Below are 22,809 nucleotides of genomic sequence, written 5' to 3' on the forward strand. Positions count from 1 at the left end.
CCACGCCCGGTGAGCCCGCGGACGGTTCCGCGCCCGGTGAGCCCGCGGCCGGTTCCACGCCCGGTGGCCCCTCGGTCGGCGGACGCGTCGCTCCCTGCCCCGTAGGATCGGTGCAGCTGCCCGTACCGCGCGGGTCGGAGGAGGACGCATGCCGTTGGGGCCCACGCTCGTGCTCGAGCCCGTCACCGTGCCGACGTCCCACGCCACCACGGAGACGGCCGTCTGCGTGTGCGGCCACGCGCAGGACGCCCACGAGCACTACCGGCCGGGCAGCGACTGCGCCCTCTGCGACTGCCCGAGGTACCGCCGCCGCCGGTGACCGCTGCGGGAAACCGCCGCTTCCCCGCACCCGCCCCGGGACCGCCTTGTCGGTGTCCGGACGGCCCTGTTCACTCGAGACATGGCCAACTCCCCCGCGGCGCTCGCGTGCATCGTCCTCGCCCACGAGGACCCCCAGCACGTCCGACGACTCGTCGAGGCACTCGACCCGTTCCCGGTGTTCCTGCACGTCGACGCGCGGACCCCGGACGACGTGCACCGTGCGATGACCGAGGGGCTCCCCGACCGGGTCCGCCTCCTGCCGCGACTGCGGACGGGCTGGGCGAAGTGGGAGAACGTCGCGGCCGAGGTCTCCGGCTACCGTGCCGCCCTCGCCGAGACCGGCGCGCGCCACGTGGCGGTGCTGACCGGCAGCGACTACCCGCTGGCGAACCCCGCCGAGATCACCGCGCTGCTCGACGCCCACCGCGACCAGTCCTTCCTCATCCCGCACCCCCTCCCACACGCGGCGTGGGGCGCCAGCGGCGGGGTCGCCCGGATGCGGTACCCGCACTGGGCGTGGCGGAAGCACATGCTCCGCCTGCCGATCCCCCGCCGGATCCCGCGTGACGTGGTGCTCACGGGCGGGTCGCAGCTCAAGGTCCTCAGCGCCGCGCACGCAGCCGCCGTCGTCGAGGTCGTCGATGCCCGTCCCGACCTGGTCCGCTTCTGGCGCCGCACCTGGATCGCCGACGAGTCGTTCGTGCCGACCGTGCTGAACTCCCCCGCCCTGGTCGACGGCTTCGCCGAGGACCACGTCCCGCACACCCTGTGGTTCATCGGCTGGGACGGCTCGAAGATGAAGAGCCCGCCGTGGCTGACGCTCCCCCACGCCGGTCGGCTGCTCGAACGATGGACGACGGACCCCACCGCGATGCCGCACCTCTTCGCCCGCAAGTTCTCGACCGCTGCGAGCTCGGACCTGCTCGACCTCGTCGACCAGGCGTTCGGACTCCGACAGCACGTCCGGACCCCGGAGGTGGGTGTCTCGTGACCGTTCCCCAGACCCGCCGCGAGGCCCGCCACGCCGCAGCCACCCCGCCCGACGCCGACAGCACCGGTCGGAAGGCCGCTGCGGTCGAGGCCGCCGAGGCAGCCGCCGCCGTCGAGGCCGCCGCCCACACCGTCCCCGACACCGGCAGCACCGCGGTCCAGAAGGGCGCGTCCGTCCTGTTCGGCCGTGGCCTGCTGTACGTGGTCGTGTGGTCGATGCAGCTCGTCGTGAGCTCGCTGATCTCGCCGGTCCTCGCGCACCTCATGCCGCTCTCCGAGTTCGGTGTGCTCGCCTCGGCGATCGCGCTCTACCAGGCGCTCGTCGTGCTCGCGGTCGCGGGACTCGACCAGGCGTCCGTGCTGCAGCGCGCCGAGGACGGCGGTGACGACCGGAAGGCCCGCGGGCTCATCGCGGTCGGCATCGTCCTCGCAGCCGTCGTCACCGCGGTCGCCCTCGCCACGATCCCGCTCTGGGGCGACGTCGCCGGGTTCGTCGGCGAACACCCGATCCTGCTCGTCGCGGTCCTCTGGATCTTCCCCGCCGCGGTCGTCCAGCTCTCCCTCGCGATCCTGGTCGCCCAGGACCGCATCCGGGTCTTCGCGGTCACGAGCCTGCTGTCCTCGGTCGGCGGTTCGATCATCGGCCTCGGCCTGCTCGTGTTCGTGCACGCCGACGCCACGACCTACGCCTGGGGCGGCGTGTTCGCCCAGGCCGCCGCGATGGTCATCGGCTTCGCGGCGACCCGGCCTCGCCTCGCCGGCCTGTTCGACCGCCAGACCACCGCACGGGCCTTCAAGCTCGGCGTGCCGATCGCCCTCGGCAACCTGTCCTACTTCGTGCTGAACGCCGGCGACCGGATCGTCGTGCAGCGGCTGCTCGGCCCGGACGAGGTCGCGCGCTACCAGATCGCCTACGTCGTCGGCTCCGCCGTGATCCTCCTGCTGACCTTCACGAACCAGGCCTGGGCACCGCACTTCGCGGCGCTCCGGGACGCCGTCGCCCGCCGACAGCTGGCCCTGCACGCCCGGGACCAGCTGTACCTGCTGCTCGCCCCGGTGCTGCTCGCGGTCACCCTCGTGTCGCCGGTCGCGCTGCCGATCCTCGCACCGGCGTCGTACCGCGTGCACGAGCTCACCGTCGTGGTCTTCATCGTGGCGCTGACGGCGTTCCCGGTGATCGCCAGCGGCGCGACCGGACGGCTCCTGCTCGTGGAGCGTCGCGGCGTCGCCGTCGGGGTGATCGCGGCCGTCGCCGGTGCCGTCAACATCGGCGCGAACCTGCTGCTGGTCCCGCTGCTCGGCATCGCCGGTGCCGGGGTCTCCACGGTCTTCGCCTACATGGTGCTCGCGGCGCTGCAGCAGCTCTCGCTCCCCGACCGCCGTGAGTGGCGCGGCCCGCGTGCCCGGACGGTCCTCATCCTGGCGGCCGTGGTGGTCGTCGCCGGGGTGTCCGTCCTCGTGCCCCAGGACCTCGTGTGGAACATCGTCCGCGTGGCCGGCGTCCTCGGCTGCCTGCCCTGGTTCATCCGCAGGCTCGCGATCGCCCGAGGAGGCACACCGTGACCCACGCCCCGGAACGCCCCGACCGTCGACTCCGGATCGCGGTCGTCACGAACGGGCTCGCCATCACCGGCGGGGTCGAGCGGTGCGTCCTCGAGGACACCCGCGAGCTCGTGCGCGCCGGGCAGGACGTCGAGGTCTGGCACCGCGGCCACCTCGCCCCGGGAGCCGACGGCGCCGAGCCCGGCAGCGACCAGTTCGCCGAGCTCGGGGTCACCCTGCACCGCACCGGCAACCGGTCCTTCGGCCTCCGCAGCGCTGCCGGCGACGCCGCACGGTTCGTCCTCGACGGCCTCCGCCTCCGCCGCTCGCGCCCCGACGTCATCTGGCTGAACCGGCCCGAGCACCTCCCCTGGGGTCGTGTGGCGTCCGTGGTCTCCGGAGTCCCGCTCGTCGTGCACCTGCACCACGCGCCGAACTACCGACGCCTCGGCCCGATCGCCGGCGGCCGCACGCACTACCTGGCCGTCTCGCACGCGATGGCTCGTGCGTGGGCGGACGTGGGCATCCCCGCCTCGCGGATCACCGTCGTCCCGAACGGCGTCGACACTGCACTCTTCCCCGCGGCCACGCCGTCCGCGACCGTCCGCGCACGCCGCACCCTCGGGCTCGACGACGACACCCGCACCGTCCTCTACTACGGCCGTCTCACCCGGTCGAAGGGCGTGCTCGCGCTGCTCGAGGCCTGGCGCCTCGTGCTCGAGCAGGACGCCGAACGCCACCGCGCCCGCGCGCCGCGCGCCGCCGTGCGTGCCCTCACCCCCGCGCTCGGGCCCGCCAGCACGCACCACGCCACGCAGCCGCACCACCCGCCCGTGCTCGTGCTCGCCGGGGCGGCCGACCCCGACGACGCCGAGGACGTCCGACGCGCCGTCGCGTCCCTCCCCGCCGGCTCCGTCGTGCTCCTCCCCGAGCGGGACGACGTCGTCACCCTGCTCCACGCCGCCGACATGGTCGTCGTGCCCTCCATCGAGCCCGAGGGCTTCGGCCGGGTCGTCGTCGAGGCGATGTCCGCCGGCCGCCCGGTCGTCGCCGCCGAGAGCGGTGGCACGGGCGAGATCCTCGCCGGCGAATGGGCGACGTCGACCGTCGACCCGACCGACCCCGAGGCGCTCGCCACCAAGGTCCTCGACACCCTCGACCGCGCCGACCGCGACCCCTCCCTCGGCGAGCGCTGCCGCGCCTGGGTACGCGACCACTACGGCCGCGGACCGCACGTGGCCGGTCTCCTCCGCGCCCTCCTCACGCACGCCCGTCACTGAAGCCCAGGAGGCGCGGCTTCCCCTGGCACCGCGCCTCCCGTCCGCCCCGTGGTCGCGCCGACGGCGACGGTCACCCGCGGCGGCACGCGCCGCACCAACGTGCGAGGTCGCGCGCACGGTGCAACGCCTCACACGCCGCACCGCGCGTGGAACCTCGCACGCTGCGCCCGCGACCCGCGCAAACGCGCGGACGGAAGGCGAGGGGCGGGCCGGCACCGCGCCTCCCGTCCGCCCCGTGGCCGCGCCGACGGCGACGGTCAGCCGCGGCGGCACGCGCCACACCAGCGTGCGAGGTCGCGCGCACGGTGCGAGGCCTCGCGTACCGCACCGCACGCGGAACCTCCCACGCTGCACCCGCGACCCGCGCACACGCGCGGACGACGAACGGGAGGTGCGGTACCCACCGGCACCGCGCCTCCCGTCCGTCGAGTGCTCCCGGGTCAGCCGGTGAACGCCCGGAACTCGGCCAGGCCGACGTTCCGCGTGCTCGCCGAGACCCCGGTGACGGTGAACCGGACCCACGCGACGTTGCGTGCCGAGAAGTCCACCGTGAGCGGCGACGCGTCGTTCGGGAGTGTCCCGACCGCCACCTGGCTGCCGTCGGAGAACGTCAGGGTGCCGCTCGTGACCTGGTCATCCCCGTTCGGTCGGTCGTACAGGACGACCCGGTCCAACGCCTTCGACGAGGACCAGTCGAGCTGCAACCAGACACCGGTCGTCCCCCAGGGAGCGACCCACTCGGCGGTCGTGTTGTCGGGGTAGCCGCTGACGACCCCGTCGATCGCCTTGGCGGCGGTCTGCCCGGTCGAGGTGTCGTCCCACGCCGCGGTGGCGGTCGCCGAACCCGTGACGTCGGTCGCGCCCCCGGGCGTCGGCGTGGGCGTGGGCGTGGGAGTCGGGGTCGGGGTCGGAGTCGGGGTCGGAGTCGGAGTCGGGGTCGGCGTCGTGCTGCCCGGGGCGAACGTCCGGATCTCCGCTAGGCCGACGTTGCGCGTCGTCGCGCTGACGCCGGTGACGGTGAACTTCACCCAGCTGACCTGCCGGGACGAGAAGGTGACGCGGGTGAAGGCGCCGCCGTTGTCGAGCGTCGGCACGGCGACGCTGCTCCCGTCGGAGAACGTCAGCGTGCCGGCCGTGACCTGGTCGTCGGCGTTCGGACGGTCCGCGAGGTCCACGGCGCCGAGCGTCATCGGGCTCGACCACGCGAGCTGCAGCCACGAACCGGTGCCGCCACCGCGGGTCGCCCACTCGGCGGTCGGGGCGTCGGGGTAGCCGCTCGCGACGCCGTCGACCGCCTTCACGGCGGTCTGCCCGTCCGCGGGGTTCTCGCTGCTCGCGGTGACGGCCGCACCGGCGGTCACGTCGGCTCCGACGGACCCGCCCGAACCGGTGCCCGGGTCGGTGGGTGTCTGCGTGCCGACGGTGTACTCACGGCTGAGCCACGAGCCCTCGGGACGCGACGAGCACGACGCCACCGAGGCGCAGGTCTCGGCGTCGTACGCGGAGTAGGCGAAGAACGCGTTCCCCTTCGCCTGCGTCTGCGCGGCGGTGAGGTTCGAGGGCTTGTCCGCGATCGGGTACCCCATGTACCCGGTGAGCGTGCTCGCCGTCGTGAGCTGCTGCTGCGCGGACTTGGTGAGGTACGCGACGGTGTGGTGGTCGCTGTGGTCGCCGTCGCCGTAGGTGCCGACGTGGTCGAGGGTGTGCACCTCCTGCGGCCCGTACCCGTTCATCAGCGCGAGCACGGTGGCCTGGAGCTGGGCGAGCGTGTAGGTGGTCCCGTAGGTCGCACCGGAGACCGTGCTCATGCTCGCGATCGAGCGCTGGTAGAGCTTCTGCAGGCTCTGGTACCGGGTGGCGGCGAACCCGGAGCCGTCGATGTTGCCGTCCGGCAGCTGCAGGTAGACCAGGCTGAGCCGCGGGTCCGCCGTCAGGGTGCGCGTCACGACGGTCTTGCCACCGGCGCTGACCGAGCCCGAGGTCCAGGCGTTCGTGACGCCGGCGAGGTTCGCGTAGGCGGCCTCGAGGCCCGTCTGCCGGCCCTTCCAGTACGTGGCGGACTTGCCCGCGTCCCCGGCGGTGACGATGACCGAGCGGACGCACTTGTCCGCGTCGATGTCCTTGCGGAGCTCGGTCCCTTCGAACAGCAGGTCGTCGTCGGCGTGCGCCACGACGGTGAGGACCTTCCCCGCGCTGCAGTCCGCGGTGGTCGCCGCACCGGCGCTCGACGGCGCGAGGAGGCTCGGCGCCGAGACGGTGGCGCCCGTGATGACCGCTGCCGCGACCGCGAGTGCCACCTTCCAACGGCGTCGGATGGTGGCACTCGGGGTCGGGGCGTTTCGCTGCATGTCGTCTTCTGTGCGTGGGTGGGTCGGGTGGGTGGGTGTCGGTCAGGGAGCGCCGACGGGCTGCTGCACGGGCGCGGACACCGGGGCGGGTGCACGGACCACGACGGTGCCGAAGACACGGCCGACGGCGTACCCGAACACGGTCGAGACCGCCGAGGTCACGATCGCCAGGGCACGGAGGCCCCCACCGCGACCGAGGGCCCCGAGCTCGCGGAGCACCGCGCCGGGCAGGACCCGGGTGAGGTACGTCGACTCGCTCGAGAGCGAGTCGCGGGCACCGACCCGGCGGCTCAGCACGGCCTTCGAGATGCCCTCGTAGTAGCTCCGGCGCCGCAGGTACCGCATCGTGACGCGGTCCGGGGAGACCCGGTGCGAGACGTTCGAGCGCGGCTCGAAGCGGATGCGGGCGCCGGGACGGATCCGGGCGATGCGGATGCAGAGCTCGGTCTCCTCGCACCCCAGCGGGTGGTTGCCGACGCGACCGATGCCGGAGCGGAAGCCGCCGGCGGCGAGCACGACGTCACGGTGGAAGGCCATGCTCGACCCGATGACGTTGCGGACGTCCGCGGACGTGGTGGGGAGGCCGGTGTAGCTGCACCCGACGATCCAGAGCAGCTCGTCCGGGTAGGGCCCGGCGCCGGTCGCGGTCGGCCACGACGGGGTCGCCCGGCCGCCGACACCGACGACGTCGGGCAGCTCGAGCGCCTCGACGAGGTGCATCAGCCAGTCCGGGTCGGCCGTCGCGTCGTCGTCCAGGAAGGCGACGACGTCGGCCTCGGTGAGTGCGACACCGGTGTTGCGCGCACCCGAGAGGCCGCGGTCCTCGGCGTTCTCGACGACCCGGAGCTCCGGCCAGCGGGCGGCCGCTCGGCGGAACAGCTCCGGCTCGTGGTCGATGACGACGATCACCTCGGTCGCGTCGGGCTGGCGCTTCGCCGACTCGACCGCGTCCTGCAGGTCACCCCAGCGCTGCTGCGTGTAGGCGCAGATGACGACGGCGACCGTCGCGACGCTCACGCCGCTTCCTCGTCCATCGCCGGCACGGCGGCCGGGACCACGAGGCCCGAGACGGGGGTCGGCATGAGGCGCATGCGGGCCTTGGCCTCGCGGGCACGACGACGCTCGTGCATGATCGACTTCAGGACGCGGATGCCGTCGCTGACCGCGTTCAGGTTGCTGGTGCCGTGCACGCGGAGCTTCTCGTGGCTCGGCACCTCGGTGATCGCGAACTCCGCGGCGGACCAGCGGCAGGTCAGGATCGTCTCGATCTCGAAGCCGTCGCCCCAGCGCATCGAGCCGTCGGTCGGCTGCGGGAGCGTCGACGACAGGAGCCCGATCGTCGGCAGCGTGTCCGCCCAGAAGGCGTTGTAGCCGTAGCAGAGGTCGGTGTACCGCGCACGGAGCAGCACGTTGGAGATCATGTTGAGCCCCTTGTTGCCGAGGCCGCGGATGATCGTGATGTCGTCGCTGCCGCCGCCGGGTGCGTAGCGGGAGCCCTTCGCGACGTCGGCACCGTCGACGAGCGCCTGCACGAAGCGCGGGATCTCGGCGGCGTCGGCGGAGCAGTCGGCGTCGAACATGACGACGACGTCGCCGGTCACGGCCTCGAAGCCGCAGGCGAGCGCGTTGCCCTTGCCCTTGCGGGTCTGCTGCACGACCTTGATCGTCGGCATGAGGCGCTGCGCCGTCGCGATGGTGTCGTCCACCGAGTTGCCGTCGACGAGGATCACCTCGTACACGGGCGGGAGCTGCGGGAGGATGATCTCGAGGTTGCGGGCCTCGTTCCTCGCGGGGATGACGACCGAGACGCGGGGGTCTCGGGGTCGGACGGTGCTGGCGGACATGGTGCTCCTGTCGGGTTCAGGCTGCATGCGGGAGTGGTCGAGGGAGGACCCGGCGCTGGGTGGGCGTCGGAACGGGGGTACACCGTTCCCTGGGCTTGGACCAACCATCGTCCGGCGGACGGGGCTGGTCAATGCGGGTGGGCACTGGTTGCGGACCCCCGAGTGCGGATACGGAAACCCGCAAGCCGCGGCCGGGTGGCGTGTCGGCACGCACGAGGGCCCTGGAGGCGCGGGCGGGCCCGCCACGCGCCTCCAGGGCCCTCGCTGGTCACGTCAGGGACGCGACTCGTGCGTCGTGAAGGCGGCGCGCAACGCGGTCGCCAGCTCGGCGACGTGCGGCTCGCGGAGGAGCGAGCTGTGCTCGCTCTCGATGCGCACCGTGGTCGTCGCACCGCGGAGCACGTCGTTCCAGCCGTCCACGTCGGGGTTGCCGTCGGCGAGCACGAACGTCGCCGTGCCGTCGTAGGGCGAGGGCGTGTGCCGCCGCGTCACGATCGTGGCCTGGTCGAAGAGGGCGTCGAAGTCCTTCTGCCCGCCGTAGCGGAGGACACCGGCACCGTAGGCGCGGACGCGCTTGGCGAATTCCTCGCCCACCGGCACGCCGGCGGGCAGGATGCGCTTCGCCGCCCGGTCGAGCCCGCGCTTGAGTGCTCGGAGCGCCGGGTTGCGCACCGGGCTCTCCGCCATCCGGCCGAAGTGCAGCTGCGCCTGCTCGGTGCTGCTGCGCGGCAGGTAGCTGTCCAGGATCGCGACGTGCTCGACCCGCTCGCCGCCCTCGGTGAGGAGCTTCGCCACCTCGAGGGCGACGAGGCCGCCGAGGGAGTGCCCGACGAGGAGGTACGGGCCGCGGGGCTGGACGATGCGCATGAGCTCGACGGTGCGCCGCGCGGTGCGCTGGATGCTCCAGTCCGGGATCGCCCGTCGCTCGAGACCGTGCTGCTGGAAGGCGTACACGTCGTGCTCGGGCAGGTACCGGGACAGCGGCAGGAACGTCAGGCCGAGGGCTCCGGCCCCGCTGAGGCAGAACACGGGCGGGCGCCCGGGGACGCGGGCCTCGGAGACCTTGACGACGTCGGGGTGGCTCGGCAGGGACTTCGCCCCCGAGCGCACCCGTCGGGCGAAGGCGCGCAGGGTGGGCTGTTCGAGGAGCTCCGACGCGCGGAGGTCGACGCCGAGCCGGGCCTGCACGATCGCGAGCATCTCCTCGGCGGAGAGCGAGTCGCCGCCGAGCGCGGTGAAGTCCTCGTCGAGGTGCACGCCGCGGAGTCCGAGCACCTCGGCCCAGATCTGCCCGACGACGAGCTCCCACTGGTCGTACTCGCCCTCGACCATCTCGACCTCGAGCGACGGCGCACCGGGCAGCTTCGCCCGGTCGACCTTGCCGCGCTCGTTGCGCGGCAGTTCGGGCATCGGGACGATCGCCGCCGGCACCATGTACTCGGGCAGCTTCGCCCGCAGTGCGCGGCGCAGGGCGGCCGGCGCCGGGGTGCGGCGACCGGGACGGCCGACGACGTAGGCGACGAGGCGCGTGACGGCAGGCGGGTCGACGAGGGCGGTGACCACGACGTCGTGGACGTCCTCGACGGCACGGAGTGCCGCCTCGACCTCGCTCGGCTCGACGAGGTACCCGCGGACCTTCACGGCGTCGTCGTCGCGGCCGAGCAGGACCAGGCAGCCGTCCTCCTCGACGCGCGCGAGGTCGCCCTGGCGCCACAGCGGGGTGCCGTCCTCGTCGACGGAGAGGTGCTCACTCGTCTTCTCGGGCGCGCCCCAGTAGCCGGCGGTCATGCCGTCCCCGATGACCACGAGCTGGCCGGTCTCCCCCGTCGCGGCGGCGGTGCCGTCCTCGCGGAGGACCCGGGCGGTCTTGCCCGGCGGCACGTACCCGGCCGGCACGACGCCGTTCGGCACGGCGTCGTCCGGACCGACCGGGAAGTACGAGACCGCCCCCATCTCGCTCGACCCGAACCCGTTCCAGAGGACCGTGCGGGCGCCGAGGACCGGGCGTGCGGCGTGCACGTCGGTGCCGGTGATCGGCTCGCCGACCGTCATGACGAGTCGGAGTCCGGCGAGCGCGGGGTGCAGGTCCGTGCCGCGGTCGCGCACGGTGGAGACGACCGACCGGAGCAGGTGCGGCGTGCAGACCACGGCGGTGACGTGCTCGGCGGACATGCCCTCGAGCAGTCGCTCGGTCCCGAGGTCGCGTGCGTCGAGCAGGACCGCGGCGGCCCCGCTCAGCATGCTGTCGAGCGTGGTGAGGATGCCGGCGGCGAAGGACAGCGGCAGCACGACGCCCACGAGGTCGCCGGGCCGGTAGTCGGCGCTCCAGGCACTCTGCTCGGTGTTCCGGAGGAGCTGCCGATGCGTCATCGCGACGCCCTTCGGCAGGCCCGTGGAGCCCGAGGTGAAGACGATCGCGGCGGGGTCGGTGCCACCGGGGCGGGCGGTCGCTGCGGTGCCGGTGCCGGTCGCGGTGCCGGCGGCGGTCGCGCTGCCGGTCGCGGCCTGCTCGGTGCTCGTCGCGATGAGGGCGTCGAGGTCGTGCACGGTGCCGTCCGGGCCGAGGACCGCGGCGGCGAGGTCCGCACGGGTGTCGTCGGCGAGCACCTCGGCGATCCCCGCGAGCGTGACGACGTGCTGCAGGCGCGCCTCGGGCAGGTGGTCGTCGAGCACGACGATCGTCCGCCCGGCGGCGATCAGCGCGAGCATGCCCACCACGGTCTCGGTCGTGTGCCCGGCCATGATCCCCACCGGGACCGACGCGCCGGTGCGCTCGGGTCCGACGCCGGCGCCGGTGCGGTCGTCGGGCCGGAGGACCTCGGTGAGCCGTGCGGCGAGCGCCCGGACCGTCCGGTCCGTCTCGGCGAACGTGCGGGCGGTCCCGGCACCGGCGAGCGCCGGGGACTCGGGGAACGCTGCGACGACGCGCGTCCACCGGTCGAGGACCGAGTGGTCGTCGGATGCCGGGACGGCCGGTTCGACCGTCCGGTGACGCGCTGTCGGGTGTGTCGGACGCATTGCTTCTCCCCTGGGTCGTGCGGGCCGGTGGTGCGCTGCTGGTGCTTGGAGGACGGTAAGCCGACCCGACGCCCCGGATCGAGGGGCCGAGGACCGCCGTGCGGGGAACCTGCGGTTTGGCGCATCCTCGCGATCCGCCGTGGATGCCCGGTGACGGACCTATCGGTTCGCTGTGCGCTCGCGGGCGCGGACGGTGCGGCGGGACCGCCCGTAGCGGAGCACACCACGCCCGACGGCCAGGAGCTCGACCCAGCGCATCCGTCCGACCTCGCGGAGGAACGCGGCGTCGTCGAGCGGCGCGTCCGCGGTGCCGACGGCGATCGGTGCCGCTGCCGGGGTGACGGCCGGCTCGGCGGCGGTGCCCGAGACGAGGTGGCGCACGGCCCGCGGGGCGCGATGCAGCGCCATCCCGAGCGTGCGGGGCTGCAGGGCGATCTTCGTGAGCCAGGCCCCGAGTCCGGTGCCGTAGCCCTCCGCCTGCTTCCGGAGCGCCGGGAGGTCCGCACGGTGCCGGTGCCAGACCAGCGCCGCGGGTTCGACGACGAGCGCCGCACCCGAGAGCACGACGCGCGAGAACATGTCGATGTCCTCGCCGCCGCCGGTGACCGTGCCGACGCCGAGTGCCTCGTCGAAGCCGCCGAGGTCGGTGATCGCCGACCGCCGCATCGCGAAGTTCGCACCCGTGCCGTAGTCACCGACCGCGAACGGGAAGAGCGGCCGGTCGACGGGCGGTGCCGAGAGGCGGTGCACGCGCGGCACGAGGTTGCGCGACCAGGTCACCCGTTCGTCGAAGTACCGCTGCGTGGGGGTGCGGAGCTCACCGCTGGCGACGAGTCCGCTGACGCAGACGACGTCGTCCCCGCGGGAGAACCCCGAGGCGACGGCACGGAGCCACGCCCGGTCGACCACGACGTCGTCGTCCGTGAACGCGACGATCTCGTGCCGCGCGGCCAGGACGCCGGCGTTGCGTGCGCTCGAGAGGCCCGGGACGGGTTCGCGGACGTACCGCACACGGTCGTCGTCGAGGGCCTCGACGAGTTCGCGCGTCGACTCGTCGGAGGGCGCGTTGTCGACGATAACGACCTCGAAGTCGGGGTGGTCCAGGGCGAGCAGCGAGTCGAGGGCGGCGCCGAGCTGGTCGGCGCGGTCACGGGTGCACAGGACGACGGAGGTGCTCGGCAGGCGGACCGGGATCGGCGGCTGCGGGACGGCGGGCAGGGCGGCGACGGCGGCACGGAGCGCGGCGACCTCGATCGTCTCGTCGGACACCGGCAGGTCGACGAACCCGAGGGGTGCCACGCCGTCGCGGACGAGGAGCCTGGCCGACCGGTGGCCGGCCGCGTCGTGCAGCCCCACCGTGCCGGCGTCGTCCCCGGGGACCTCGGCGAGGTCGACGGCACCGACCCACACGGCACCGCCCCAGGTGGGGTCGACGGCGCTCGACATCGGGCGGGCGAGCTCGACGCGGGGCGGGAGCGAGCGCTGGATGGTGTCGGTCATGGGAGAGCCTGTCTCGTGTCGGGGGACGTGCGCGGTCGCAGCCGGCCATCCCACCGTCGCTGCGGGGACGGCGGGGGTCAACGAGCAGGCGGAACCGTGCGGTTTCTCCTCGTACGACGCCCGCCACGCGTGCGTGATCCCGCAATGCCGCAGGCCCTCCGCACTTCCCGGTGACCGCTCTCCCGTGCGCCCTCGGCCCCCGGTTACCGTCGTGACACCCGCAGGCCGCTGCCAGTCGCCGGCCCAGACCCGAAGGGACGCTCGATGCGTCAGTCGATCGCGGTGGTCGAGCAGTGACCGCCACCACGACCCCCACCAGGATGTCGCTCCGCCACGGAACCCGCGTGCTGCCGACCTCACCGGTGCCGTCCCTCGTCGCCGCGGGTCTCGGTTTCGCCGGAGCCGCCCTCATCGCGGCCGACGCGTCCGGTCCGCTCCGCACGGCCGTCGTGCTCGTCGCGCTGTTGGTCGTCCCGGGTCTGCCCGTGGTCCGGTTGCTCGGGCTCCGCGAGCCGATCGGGCGCGCCGGACTCGTCGTCGCGTCCAGTGCCGCGATCGACGCGGTCCTCGGGCTCGCGATGGTCTGGACGGGGCAGTGGGTCCCGCTGCCCGCCGCCGGGCTCCTCCTGCTCGTCGCCGGGTGGGTGTCGCTCGGCCAGGGCGTCCAGACCGCGCGCACCGCGCCCAGGTCGGCCCGCGCGCGGTCGGCCCTGCCGACCGCGGTCCTGGTCCGCACCGTCGCCGCGTCCGGCGTCCTCGTCACCGGAGCCGCGCTCTGGGCGGTGGGTGTCGCGAAGACGGACTCGACCGGACTGGGCGAGTGGGGCCTCCTGGCTGCACTGCCCGCGGTCTGGTGGGCCGGCGCCGCACTCGTGTTCGTCGTCGCCTTGGTGACGCTCGTCGACCGTCGCCACCACGTGGTGGTCCGCGCGGTGTCCTCCGGCGTCCTCCTGCTCGTCATGTACGGCACCTCGAACCTGATCGCCGCCGAGCCCCGACCGCCGTGGGTGTTCAAGCACATCGCGGTGACCGCGTACATCCTGCAGCACGGCGCCGTCGACCCGTCGATCGACATCTACAACCGCTGGCCCGGGTTCTTCAGCTTCAGCGCGTTCCTCGGCGCCGCCACCGGGACGCTCGACGCGGCGGACCCGGTGCGGTGGACGGAACTCGCGTTCGCCCTCGCCGACGGGGCGCTCGTCCTCGGGATCGCACGGGCACTCGGTGCGAACGGCCGCTGGGCCTACGTCGCCGCGGTCCTGTTCAGCGCCGCGAACTGGGTCGGGCAGGACTACTACTCCCCGCAGGCGTTCGCGTTCTTCCTGTTCCTCGCGGCGGTCCTCGTCGCGCTGACCGTCCTCCGCGGCAAGCCCAACGTGATCGGGCGGTGGAGCGCGACGCTGACCGGCCGGCTGCTCCGTGCACGCCGCTCCCCCGTGTCCGAGGCGGTCGCCACGCCGACGCGGGCCGCCGTGGTCGCGGCGGTGGCGCTCGTCGTCGTCCTGCAGTTCGTCATCACGGCCTCGCACCAGCTGACCCCGTTCGTGGTCGTCGCCGCGTTCGTGCCGCTGCTCGTGCTCGGCTTCCTCCGCCCCTGGTGGCTCGCCGTCCCGCTGACGCTGCTCCCCCTGCTCTACCTCGTGCCGAACCTCGACTACATCCAGGAGAAGTTCGGTCTGACCACCGGCTTCGACCCGGTGAGCAACGTCACCGCCGCGTCGACGTCGATCGCCATCCCGTCGATCGCGACGACCCTGCAGTCCCGCGCGGTCCTCGGGATCACGGCACTCGTCGCCGTGTGCGCCGTCATCGGACTCGTCCGCATGGTCCGCGGTGGGCACGCCCGACGCGCCCTCGTGGTGCTCTGGCTGGCGGCCTGCCCGATCGTGCTCGTGCTCGGGCAGAGCTACGGCGGCGAGGCGAAGTTCCGCGTCGTCCTGTTCTCCGCGCCGTTCCTGGCGATCGCAGCCGTCCACGCCTTCCACGGCCGCCGGCTCCGCATCGTCGCCACGGCCCTGGTGCTGACCGTGACCACCGCGCTGTTCCTCGGCGCCACGTTCCAGACCGAGCAGGCGAACCAGACCGCACCGGCCGACGTGGCCGCGGCGAAGTGGCTCGACGGCCGGTTCCAGGCGGACGACACCCTCACGACCGTCGGCAGCTTCCCGTCGATCATCGGCGGGAACTACGAGAACTTCCTCCGCCACTGGGGCCAGGTCGACTCGCTGCAGAGCGAGGCCGCGTGGTTCCCGAAGGGCATGACGGCCGACGACCTCACCGGTGTCCTGCAGGACCGCGACCAGGGCGGACACTCCTGGCTCGTGTTCTCGACGGCGCAGCGGGCCGACGCCGTCACCCGCGGGACACTCACCGGCGCGCAGATCGACGCCATCGAGCGGTCCGTGGCCGACGAGGGCACCCTCCGCTACGACCGCGACGGAGTCCGGATCTACGAGGTGCGCGATGCAGCATGAGCCTGGTGCACGTCACCGGATGACCACCCGGCGGTCCTTCCTGCGCCGCGGCGCGACGATCGCCGGCATCGCGGGGGTCGCCGTGGTCGCCGGCACCACGGCCGTCGTGCTGCCCACGCGTGCCGGTGACTCGACCGCCCGTGCCGAACGCATGCCCACCGGGGCGCTCGAGTCCGAGGGGACGCGGTGGGTCCCATACCTCGCACAGGACTTCGACCTCGACGCCGCGCTCGGCGAACTCCTCGCGGTGTACCCGCGGATGGCGGAGTACAGCGGGATGCGGGACACGTCGGGCAAGGGGCTCTACTCCCCCGACCAGGTGGTGTCGGTGCACGACTCGGTGCTCGACTTCCACCTCCGCAGCAACGGGTCCCAGCCCCTCGTGGCGACGGTCCTCCCCGCCGGCTACCGGGCGTACACGCACCAGCGCGTCTCGATCCGGTACCGCGCCGACGAGGTCCCCGGCTACAAGTTCGTCATGATCCTCTGGCCGCTGTCCGGCGACTGGAACGAGGGCGAGATCGACTGGCCCGAGGGCGACCTCACCGGCGACGTCCGCCCGGTGTCGGCGATCCCGGGCAGCTACGACCCCACGACCGAGGCGATGACGTTCCTCCCCGAGGACCCGACGGTGGTGTCCGGCGGGCAGACCGACTGGCACGTCGCGACCGTCGAGTGGACCGCCGACGCGGTGCGCTTCTACTGGGACGACGAGCTGCTCGAGACGGTCACGGGCGCGGTGCCCACGACGCCGATGCGCGTGACGCTGCAGGCGGAGACGATCATCCACGACGCCGAGGTGCCGGCCGACGCTTCCGGGCACGTGCTCGTGGACTGGGTGGTCGCGTACCGGAAGAGCAGGGTGCAGTCCTGACCTGATCGGCCGCCCTGGCGTGTCGGGCTGTGGCCTGGCGTGTCGGGCTGTGGCCTGGCGTGTCGGTTCGTCGCCTGGCGTGTCGGGCTGTGGCCTGGCGTGTCGGTTCGTCGCCTGGCGTGTCACGCGGCTTCTGCGCCGGAAACGGAACAAGCCCCCGGGATATCCCGGGGGCTTGTTCTACGAGTGCTGGGGTACCTGGACTCGAACCAAGAACGACGGTACCAGAAACCGCTGTGTTGCCAATTACACCATACCCCAAAGGCCCGGAGGCCTTCGGTCCCGGTTGCCCGGGGCACGATCAACTACTGTACAGCATCCCGGAGGTCCGTGAGACCACCGACGAGATCCCGGTGCACCGCGGCGGCCGTGACCGCCCCGTGGCCGGCCGCCACGATCAGCTGTTCCGGTCCGGGCGGCGTCACGTCGCCCACGGCGTACAGCCCGGGCACGCTCGTCCGTCCGGAGCGGTCGACCACGACGAGCCCCTCGGCGTCGCGGCGGAGGTCCGCGTCGACCCAGTCCAGGTCGGCGTGCCACCGGGGCCGGACGAACCCACCCGTCCGCGGCTCCACGTGCCCGTCTGCGAGGCGGACGCCGGTCATCCCGGAGCGGTCCCCCTCGAGGTCCGCCACGGCCCGCTCGTCGACGCGCACGCCCGCTGCGGCCAGGCGGGCACGGCCGGCGTGGTCGAGCGGCGCGATGCCGTTCGTGTACACGATGAGGTCGTCCGCCCACGCCGCGAGCAGCAGGGCGCGATCGACGACGTCGTCCGTCTCGCAGAGGAACGCCAACGGCTCGCCGGCCTTCTCGTAGGCATCGCACTCGACGCAGCTGTGCACCGCGGTGCCGTAGAAGGCGCGGAGCATCGGGAGCGCCGGGAACTCCTCGCGCAGGCCCGTCGCGAGCACGACGGCACGAGCCGTCGCCTCGACCTCGGTGCCGCGCCAGGCACCGTGCACGAGCCACCGGTCGCCCTCCGGCGCGATCCGGTCCACGACCGTCTGCACGACCGTGGCCTCGGCGTAGGCCTCGACCTCTGCGCGCCCGAGCTTCCGGAGCTCGAGGGGTGAGACACCGTCGCGCGTCAGGAACCCGTGCGACCGCAGCGTGGCGGCGTTCCGGGGACGGTTGGCGTCCACGAGGAGCACGGTGCGCTTCGCACGGACGAGGTTGAGGGCGGCGCTGAGCCCAGCCGGGCCGGCACCGACGACGACGACGTCGACGTCGATCGTCAGCCGCTCGGCTGCGTCACCCGGGCGCTCGGCCGCGTCCGCCTGCCGGTCGGCCGCGTCCCCCTGCCGTTCGGCCACGTCAGCGGTCCGCGAGGCGACGCAGGCGCGTGACGGTGGACTCCTTGCCCAGGATCTCCATCGACTCGAACAGCGGCGGGCTGATCCGTCGACCGGACACCGCGACGCGCAGCGGACCGAACGCCACACGGGGCTTCAGGCCGAGACCGTCGATGAGCGCCGCACGGAGCGCGCCCTCGATCGAGGCCGTCGTCCAGTCGTCGAGCGGCTCGAGCGCGGCGATGCTCGCGCGGAGCACGTCACCGGCGTCGGCCTTGAGGGTTCCGAGGGCGTCCTCGTCGATCTCGAGGGCGTCGTCCGACGTGAAGAGGAACGCGAGGAGCCCCGGTGCCTCGCCGAGGAGCTGCATGCGCTCCTGGACGAGCGGCGCCGCCTTCGCGAGGACCTCGAGCTGCTCCGGCGTCACCGGATCCGACACGATGCCCGACAGGTACGGCAGCAGCCGCCCGCGGAAGTCGTCGGCGTCCAGCAGGCGGATGTGGTCGCCGTTGATCGCCTCTGCCTTCTTGTGGTCGAAGCGCGCGGGGTTCGGGTTGACGTCGGAGACCTCGAACGCCTGGACCATCTCGTCGACCGTGAACACGTCGCGGTCCGGACCGATCGACCACCCGAGCAGCGCGAGGTAGTTGACGAGCCCCTCGGGGATCATCCCGGCGGCACGGTGGTGGAACAGGTTCGACTCGGGGTCGCGCTTCGAGAGCTTCTTGTTGCCCTCCCCCATGACGTACGGCAGATGCCCGAACACCGGGATGAACTCGGCGAGACCGACCTCGTACAGCGCCTCGTACAGGGCGATCTGACGTGGCGTCGACGACAGGAGGTCCTCGCCGCGGAGCACGTGCGTCACGCCCATCAGCGCGTCGTCCACCGGGTTGGTGAACGTGTACAGCGGCTTGCCGTTCGGCCGGACGACCACGAAGTCCGGGAAGGTGCCCTGCTTGAAGGTGATCTCACCGCGCACGAGGTCCTCGAAGCTCAGGTCGCGGTCGGGCACACGCAGCCGCAGTGCCGGCTCACGCCCCTGGTCGCGGAAGGCCTGGCGCTCGGCGTCGGAGAGGTCGCGCTCGTGGTTGTCGTACCCCTGCTTCGGGTCACGCCCGGCGGCCTTGTTGCGGGCCTCCATCTCCTCGGGGGTGACGAAGGACTCGTAGACGTGTCCGGAGGCCTTGAGCTTCGCGATGACGTCCTCGTACACGTCCGTCCGCTCGGACTGCCGGTACGGACCGTGCGGGCCGCCGGCCTCGACGCCCTCGTCCCAGTCGAGCCGGAGCCAGCGCAGTGCCTCGAGGATCTGCTGGTACGACTCCTCGCTGTCACGGGCGGCGTCGGTGTCCTCGATGCGGAACACGAGCTTGCCGCCGGTGTGCCGCGCGTACGCCCAGTTGAACAGCGCAGTACGGATCAGTCCGACGTGCGGCGTCCCCGTCGGGCTCGGGCAGAAACGGACACGGACATCGGAACCGGAAGCGGTGGTGAATGGCGCAGTCATGACATGACGATCCTACCGGCCCGGCACCGACCGCCACGAGGGGTGTGGAAGACCCGCGAACGCAGAAAACCCCTGACCACGTGGTGGTCAGGGGTTCCCTGGTATTCGTAACGTTGAGTCCGGCGGCGTCCTACTCTCCCACAAGGTCCCCCTTGCAGTACCATCGGCGCTGAGAGGCTTAGCTTCCGGGTTCGGAATGTGACCGGGCGTTTCCCTCTCGCTATGACCACCGGAACACCTTCGACCCAATCGCTTGGAAGTTCGAAAGCTGTTCCGCGCATGCGCGGTGTTCAGTTTCTTGTTCCCGATCGTCTGTCGGGAACCACAAAGTGGACGCGAGCCCCACACCGAAGTGTGGGAAATAGTTGTGTTGTCAAGTCTTCGGCTTATTAGTACCGGTCAGCTCCACGGGTCGTTAGTCCCCGCTTCCACATCCGGCCTATCAACCCAGTAGTCTGCTGGGAGCCTCTCACACTCAAGGTGCATGGAAATCTCATCTCGAAGACGGCTTCCCGCTTAGATGCTTTCAGCGGTTATCCGGTCCGAACGTAGCTAATCAGCGGTGCCCTTGGCAGAACAACTGACACACCAGAGGTTCGTCCATCCCGGTCCTCTCGTACTAGGGATAGATCTTCTCAAATTTCCAACGCGCGCAGCGGATAGGGACCGAACTGTCTCACGACGTTCTAAACCCAGCTCGCGTACCGCTTTAATGGGCGAACAGCCCAACCCTTGGGACCTACTCCAGCCCCAGGATGCGACGAGCCGACATCGAGGTGCCAAACCATGCCGTCGATATGGACTCTTGGGCAAGATCAGCCTGTTATCCCCGAGGTACCTTTTATCCGTTGAGCGACAGCGCTTCCACAAGCCACTGCCGGATCACTAGTCCCGACTTTCGTCCCTGCTCGACCTGTCAGTCTCACAGTCAAGCTCCCTTGTGCACTTACACTCGCCACCTGATTGCCAACCAGGTTGAGGGAACCTTTGGGCGCCTCCGTTACTCTTTGGGAGGCAACCGCCCCAGTTAAACTACCCACCAGGCACTGTCCATGAACCCGATCAGGGTCCTACGTTAGACATCCAGAGTGACCAGAGTGGTATTTCAACAACGACTCCACGAACACTAGCGTGCCCGCTTCACAGTCTCCCACCTATCCTACACAAGCCACACCGAACACCAATACCAAGCTGTAGTAAAGGTCACGGGGTCTTTCCGTCCTGCTGCGCGTAACGAGCATCTTTACTCGTAGTGCAATTTCGCCGAGTTCGCGGTTGAGACAGCTGGGAAGTCGTTACGCCATTCGTGCAGGTCGGAACTTACCCGACAAGGAATTTCGCTACCTTAGGATGGTTATAGTTACCACCGCCGTTTACTGGGGCTTAAATTCAGAGCTTCGCCCAAAGGCTAACCCTTCCTCTTAACCTTCCAGCACCGGGCAGGCGTCAGTCCGTATACATCGTCTTGCGACTTCGCACGGACCTGTGTTTTTAGTAAACAGTCGCTTCCCACTGGTCTCTGCGGCCTTCAACGCTCAGCGGAGCAAGTCCGCATCACGTGTCCGGCCCCCCTTCTCCCGAAGTTACGGGGGCATTTTGCCGAGTTCCTTAACCACGATTCTCTCGATCTCCTTGGTATTCTCTACCTGACCACCTGAGTCGGTTTCGGGTACGGGCGGCTGCAACCTCGCGTCGATGCTTTTCTCGGCAGCATAGGATCACTGATTTCCCCTTACGGGTACGCGTCGGATCTCAGGCATCTAGACGACGGATTTGCCTATCGTCAGCCCTACATCCTTACACCAGGATCACCTTACGGATACCATCGCCTGGCTCAGCTACCTTCCTGCGTCACACCTGTTCATACGCTAACCGCACCAGCATGGGGTCGAGCGTTAGACCGCACGCCATCACCCCGAAGGGATCCGGTCAATGCGGGTTAGGACTCTTAGCACCACTGGATTAGCTTGGGCGGTTGTTCGCCGGTACGGGAATATCAACCCGTTGTCCATCGACTACGCCTGTCGGCCTCGCCTTAGGTCCCGACTTACCCAGGGCGGATTAACCTGGCCCTGGAACCCTTGGTCTTTCGGAGGACGGGTTTCTCACCCGTCTTTCGCTACTCATGCCTGCATTCTCACTCGTGTAGCGTCCACGGCTGGATCACTCCGCCGCTTCACTCGCCACACGACGCTCTCCTACCACTCCGCACGACTGAACCACGAAGGCTTATCGAGTGTGCGAAATCTACAACTTCGGCGGTGTGCTTGAGCCCCGTTACATTGTCGGCGCGGAATCACTTGACCAGTGAGCTATTACGCACTCTTTCAAGGGTGGCTGCTTCTAAGCCAACCTCCTGGTTGTCTATGCAACTCCACATCCTTTCCCACTTAGCACACGCTTAGGGGCCTTAGTTGGTAGTCTGGGTTGTTTCCCTCTCGACGATGAAGCTTATCCCCCACCGTCTCACTGCTGCGCTCTCACTCACCGGCATTCGGAGTTTGGCTGACGTCAGTAACCTGTTGAGGCCCATCGGCCATCCAGTAGCTCTACCTCCGGCGAGAAACACGCAACGCTGCACCTAAATGCATTTCGGAGAGAACCAGCTATCACGAAGTTTGATTGGCCTTTCACCCCTATCCACAGCTCATCCCCTCCATTTTCAACTGAAGTGGGTTCGGTCCTCCACGACGTCTTACCGTCGCTTCAACCTGGCCATGGATAGATCACTTCGCTTCGGGTCTAGGACATGCGACTCAAATCGCCCTATTCAGACTCGCTTTCGCTACGGCTGCCCCACACGGGTTAACCTCGCCACATATCACTAACTCGCAGGCTCATTCTTCAAAAGGCACGCCGTCACCCCTACAAGGAGGCTCCGACGGTTTGTAAGCAAACGGTTTCAGGTACTATTTCACTCCCCTCCCGGGGTACTTTTCACCTTTCCCTCACGGTACTTGTCCGCTATCGGTCATCTGGGAGTATTTAGGCTTATCAGGTGGTCCTGACAGATTCACACGGGATTTCTCGGGCCCCGTGCTACTTGGGATACACATCCGGCCATAACACCATTTCGTCTACGGGGCTGGCACCCACTACGGCCCGGCTTTCAAACCGGTTCGACTATGATGCGCTGTAACCGCCCCAGTCCGGCAGAACTGAGCGACGTGTCCCACAACCCCGACCATGCAACGCCCGCCGGCTATCACACATGATCGGTTTAGCCTCATCCGCTTTCGCTCGCCACTACTCACGGAATCACATGTTGTTTTCTCTTCCTGTGGGTACTGAGATGTTTCACTTCCCCACGTTCCCTCTACCCGCCCTATATATTCAGGCGGGAGTCACCAGGTCACAAAAGCGCCCAGCGGGGTTTCCCCATTCGGAAATCCTCGGCTCACAGCTCGATTATCAGCTCCCCGAGGCTTATCGCAGATTTCTACGTCCTTCTTCGGCTCCAGATGCCAAGGCATCCACCGTTTGCTCTTAGAAACTTGACCACAAAGATTAAAATTGCGATCGACTCACAACAACAACAACCCGAAAGTCATCATCGTTCCGAGCGATCTAAGATGCTCGCGTCCACTGTGTAGTTCTCAACATACGATCGGCACCACACTCCCCCAGAAGCCATGCTCCCAGCATCATGCGGCCCACCGAAGAACCCAACCAGAACCCAAAAGGCCCCAGTCACGGCTCAACCCCCGACCATCACGGTCAGGAAGCCTGGTCCCTCAGGACCCAACAACGTGCACCAGCCGACCCGCTCACCCCCAACCCGTTCCAACCCGAACCACGAAGGCCCCGGCGTACTGA

The 22,809-nt window shown here is 70.3% G+C and carries 13 protein-coding genes, 1 tRNA gene and 2 rRNA genes; 6 read left to right on the forward strand and 10 right to left on the reverse strand.

Annotated features, from left to right (window positions below):
* The first annotated feature begins 148 nt into the window (after nt 1–148).
* The 4 genes from QE359_RS15610 to QE359_RS15625 all read left to right on the forward strand — a co-directional run bounded on the left by QE359_RS15610 (nt 149) and on the right by QE359_RS15625 (nt 4,133).
* Nucleotides 149–319 (forward strand): hypothetical protein, encoded by a 171-nt coding sequence (locus QE359_RS15610; protein WP_156794728.1) that lies wholly within the window; start codon nt 149–151, stop codon nt 317–319.
* An 81-nt stretch (nt 320–400) separates the two neighbouring features.
* A complete protein-coding gene (locus QE359_RS15615) occupies nt 401–1,312 on the forward strand; it encodes a beta-1,6-N-acetylglucosaminyltransferase (RefSeq protein WP_261646391.1) in 912 nt (303 codons plus the stop codon).
* Entirely contained in the window at nt 1,309–2,874 is a 1,566-nt protein-coding gene (locus tag QE359_RS15620) for an oligosaccharide flippase family protein (protein ID WP_309779868.1), read from the forward strand. Before QE359_RS15615 ends, QE359_RS15620 begins: the two co-directional genes overlap by 4 nt.
* Entirely contained in the window at nt 2,871–4,133 is a 1,263-nt protein-coding gene (locus tag QE359_RS15625) for a glycosyltransferase family 4 protein (RefSeq protein ID WP_309779870.1), read from the forward strand. The genes QE359_RS15620 and QE359_RS15625 overlap by 4 nt, the downstream gene beginning before the upstream one ends.
* 440 nt (nt 4,134–4,573) lie before the next feature.
* On the opposite strand, the gene QE359_RS15630 is transcribed toward QE359_RS15625, so the two are convergent.
* From QE359_RS15630 to QE359_RS15650, 5 genes are all read right to left on the reverse strand, one after another.
* Nucleotides 4,574–6,481, reverse strand: a complete 1,908-nt coding sequence (locus QE359_RS15630) for a discoidin domain-containing protein (RefSeq protein WP_309779871.1) — start codon at nt 6,479–6,481, stop codon at nt 4,574–4,576.
* A 42-nt stretch (nt 6,482–6,523) separates the two neighbouring features.
* The gene (locus QE359_RS15635) at nt 6,524–7,498 is read right to left on the reverse strand and encodes a glycosyltransferase family 2 protein (protein WP_070416441.1); all 975 of its coding nucleotides are present in this window, start codon (nt 7,496–7,498) and stop codon (nt 6,524–6,526) included.
* Nucleotides 7,495–8,325 (reverse strand): glycosyltransferase family 2 protein, encoded by an 831-nt coding sequence (locus QE359_RS15640; RefSeq protein ID WP_083294974.1) that lies wholly within the window; start codon nt 8,323–8,325, stop codon nt 7,495–7,497. The genes QE359_RS15635 and QE359_RS15640 overlap by 4 nt, the downstream gene beginning before the upstream one ends.
* Before the next feature lie 273 nt (nt 8,326–8,598).
* The gene (locus QE359_RS15645; RefSeq protein WP_309779872.1) at nt 8,599–11,343 is read right to left on the reverse strand and encodes an alpha/beta fold hydrolase; all 2,745 of its coding nucleotides are present in this window, start codon (nt 11,341–11,343) and stop codon (nt 8,599–8,601) included.
* A gap of 159 nt (nt 11,344–11,502) precedes the next feature.
* A complete protein-coding gene (locus QE359_RS15650; RefSeq protein ID WP_309779873.1) occupies nt 11,503–12,843 on the reverse strand; it encodes a glycosyltransferase in 1,341 nt (446 codons plus the stop codon).
* Nucleotides 12,844–13,136: 293 nt separating this feature from the next.
* On the opposite strand from QE359_RS15650, the gene QE359_RS15655 reads away from it, so the two are divergent.
* Nucleotides 13,137–15,317 (forward strand): hypothetical protein, encoded by a 2,181-nt coding sequence (locus tag QE359_RS15655; RefSeq protein ID WP_309779874.1) that lies wholly within the window; start codon nt 13,137–13,139, stop codon nt 15,315–15,317.
* A complete protein-coding gene (locus QE359_RS15660; protein WP_309779875.1) occupies nt 15,307–16,191 on the forward strand; it encodes a glycoside hydrolase family 16 protein in 885 nt (294 codons plus the stop codon). Before QE359_RS15655 ends, QE359_RS15660 begins: the two co-directional genes overlap by 11 nt.
* A gap of 189 nt (nt 16,192–16,380) precedes the next feature.
* Here the strand turns inward: QE359_RS15660 and QE359_RS15665 are convergent.
* The 5 genes from QE359_RS15665 to QE359_RS15685 form a co-directional block, all read right to left on the reverse strand.
* Nucleotides 16,381–16,452: transfer RNA gene (locus QE359_RS15665), tRNA-Gln, on the reverse strand.
* 44 nt (nt 16,453–16,496) lie between these two features.
* Complete coding sequence (locus QE359_RS15670) at nt 16,497–17,429, reverse strand: NAD(P)/FAD-dependent oxidoreductase (protein ID WP_309780448.1); 933 nt, start codon at nt 17,427–17,429, stop codon at nt 16,497–16,499.
* Nucleotides 17,430–17,505: 76 nt separating this feature from the next.
* Nucleotides 17,506–18,993 (reverse strand): glutamate--tRNA ligase, encoded by a 1,488-nt coding sequence (gltX, locus tag QE359_RS15675; RefSeq protein WP_309779877.1) that lies wholly within the window; start codon nt 18,991–18,993, stop codon nt 17,506–17,508.
* 117 nt (nt 18,994–19,110) lie between these two features.
* A 5S ribosomal RNA gene (gene rrf / locus QE359_RS15680) occupies nt 19,111–19,227 on the reverse strand.
* A gap of 135 nt (nt 19,228–19,362) precedes the next feature.
* A 23S ribosomal RNA gene (locus QE359_RS15685) occupies nt 19,363–22,493 on the reverse strand.
* Between the last annotated feature and the right edge of the window lie 316 nt (nt 22,494–22,809).

Source organism: Curtobacterium sp. SORGH_AS_0776 (assembly GCF_031453355.1).
GTDB lineage: Bacteria > Actinomycetota > Actinomycetes > Actinomycetales > Microbacteriaceae > Curtobacterium.

Bases quoted from the DNA above. Each gene is read 5' to 3' on its own strand.
- QE359_RS15645 (WP_309779872.1), bottom strand. From the start codon at position 11,343: ATGCGTCCGACACACCCGACAGCGCGTCACCGGACGGTCGAACCGGCC.
- gltX (WP_309779877.1), bottom strand. From the start codon at position 18,993: ATGACTGCGCCATTCACCACCGCTTCCGGTTCCGATGTCCGTGTCCGT.
- QE359_RS15630 (WP_309779871.1), bottom strand. From the start codon at position 6,481: ATGCAGCGAAACGCCCCGACCCCGAGTGCCACCATCCGACGCCGTTGG.
- QE359_RS15650 (WP_309779873.1), bottom strand. From the start codon at position 12,843: ATGACCGACACCATCCAGCGCTCGCTCCCGCCCCGCGTCGAGCTCGCC.
- QE359_RS15640 (WP_083294974.1), bottom strand. From the start codon at position 8,325: ATGTCCGCCAGCACCGTCCGACCCCGAGACCCCCGCGTCTCGGTCGTC.
- QE359_RS15610 (WP_156794728.1), top strand. From the start codon at position 149: ATGCCGTTGGGGCCCACGCTCGTGCTCGAGCCCGTCACCGTGCCGACG.
- QE359_RS15660 (WP_309779875.1), top strand. From the start codon at position 15,307: ATGCAGCATGAGCCTGGTGCACGTCACCGGATGACCACCCGGCGGTCC.
- QE359_RS15615 (WP_261646391.1), top strand. From the start codon at position 401: ATGGCCAACTCCCCCGCGGCGCTCGCGTGCATCGTCCTCGCCCACGAG.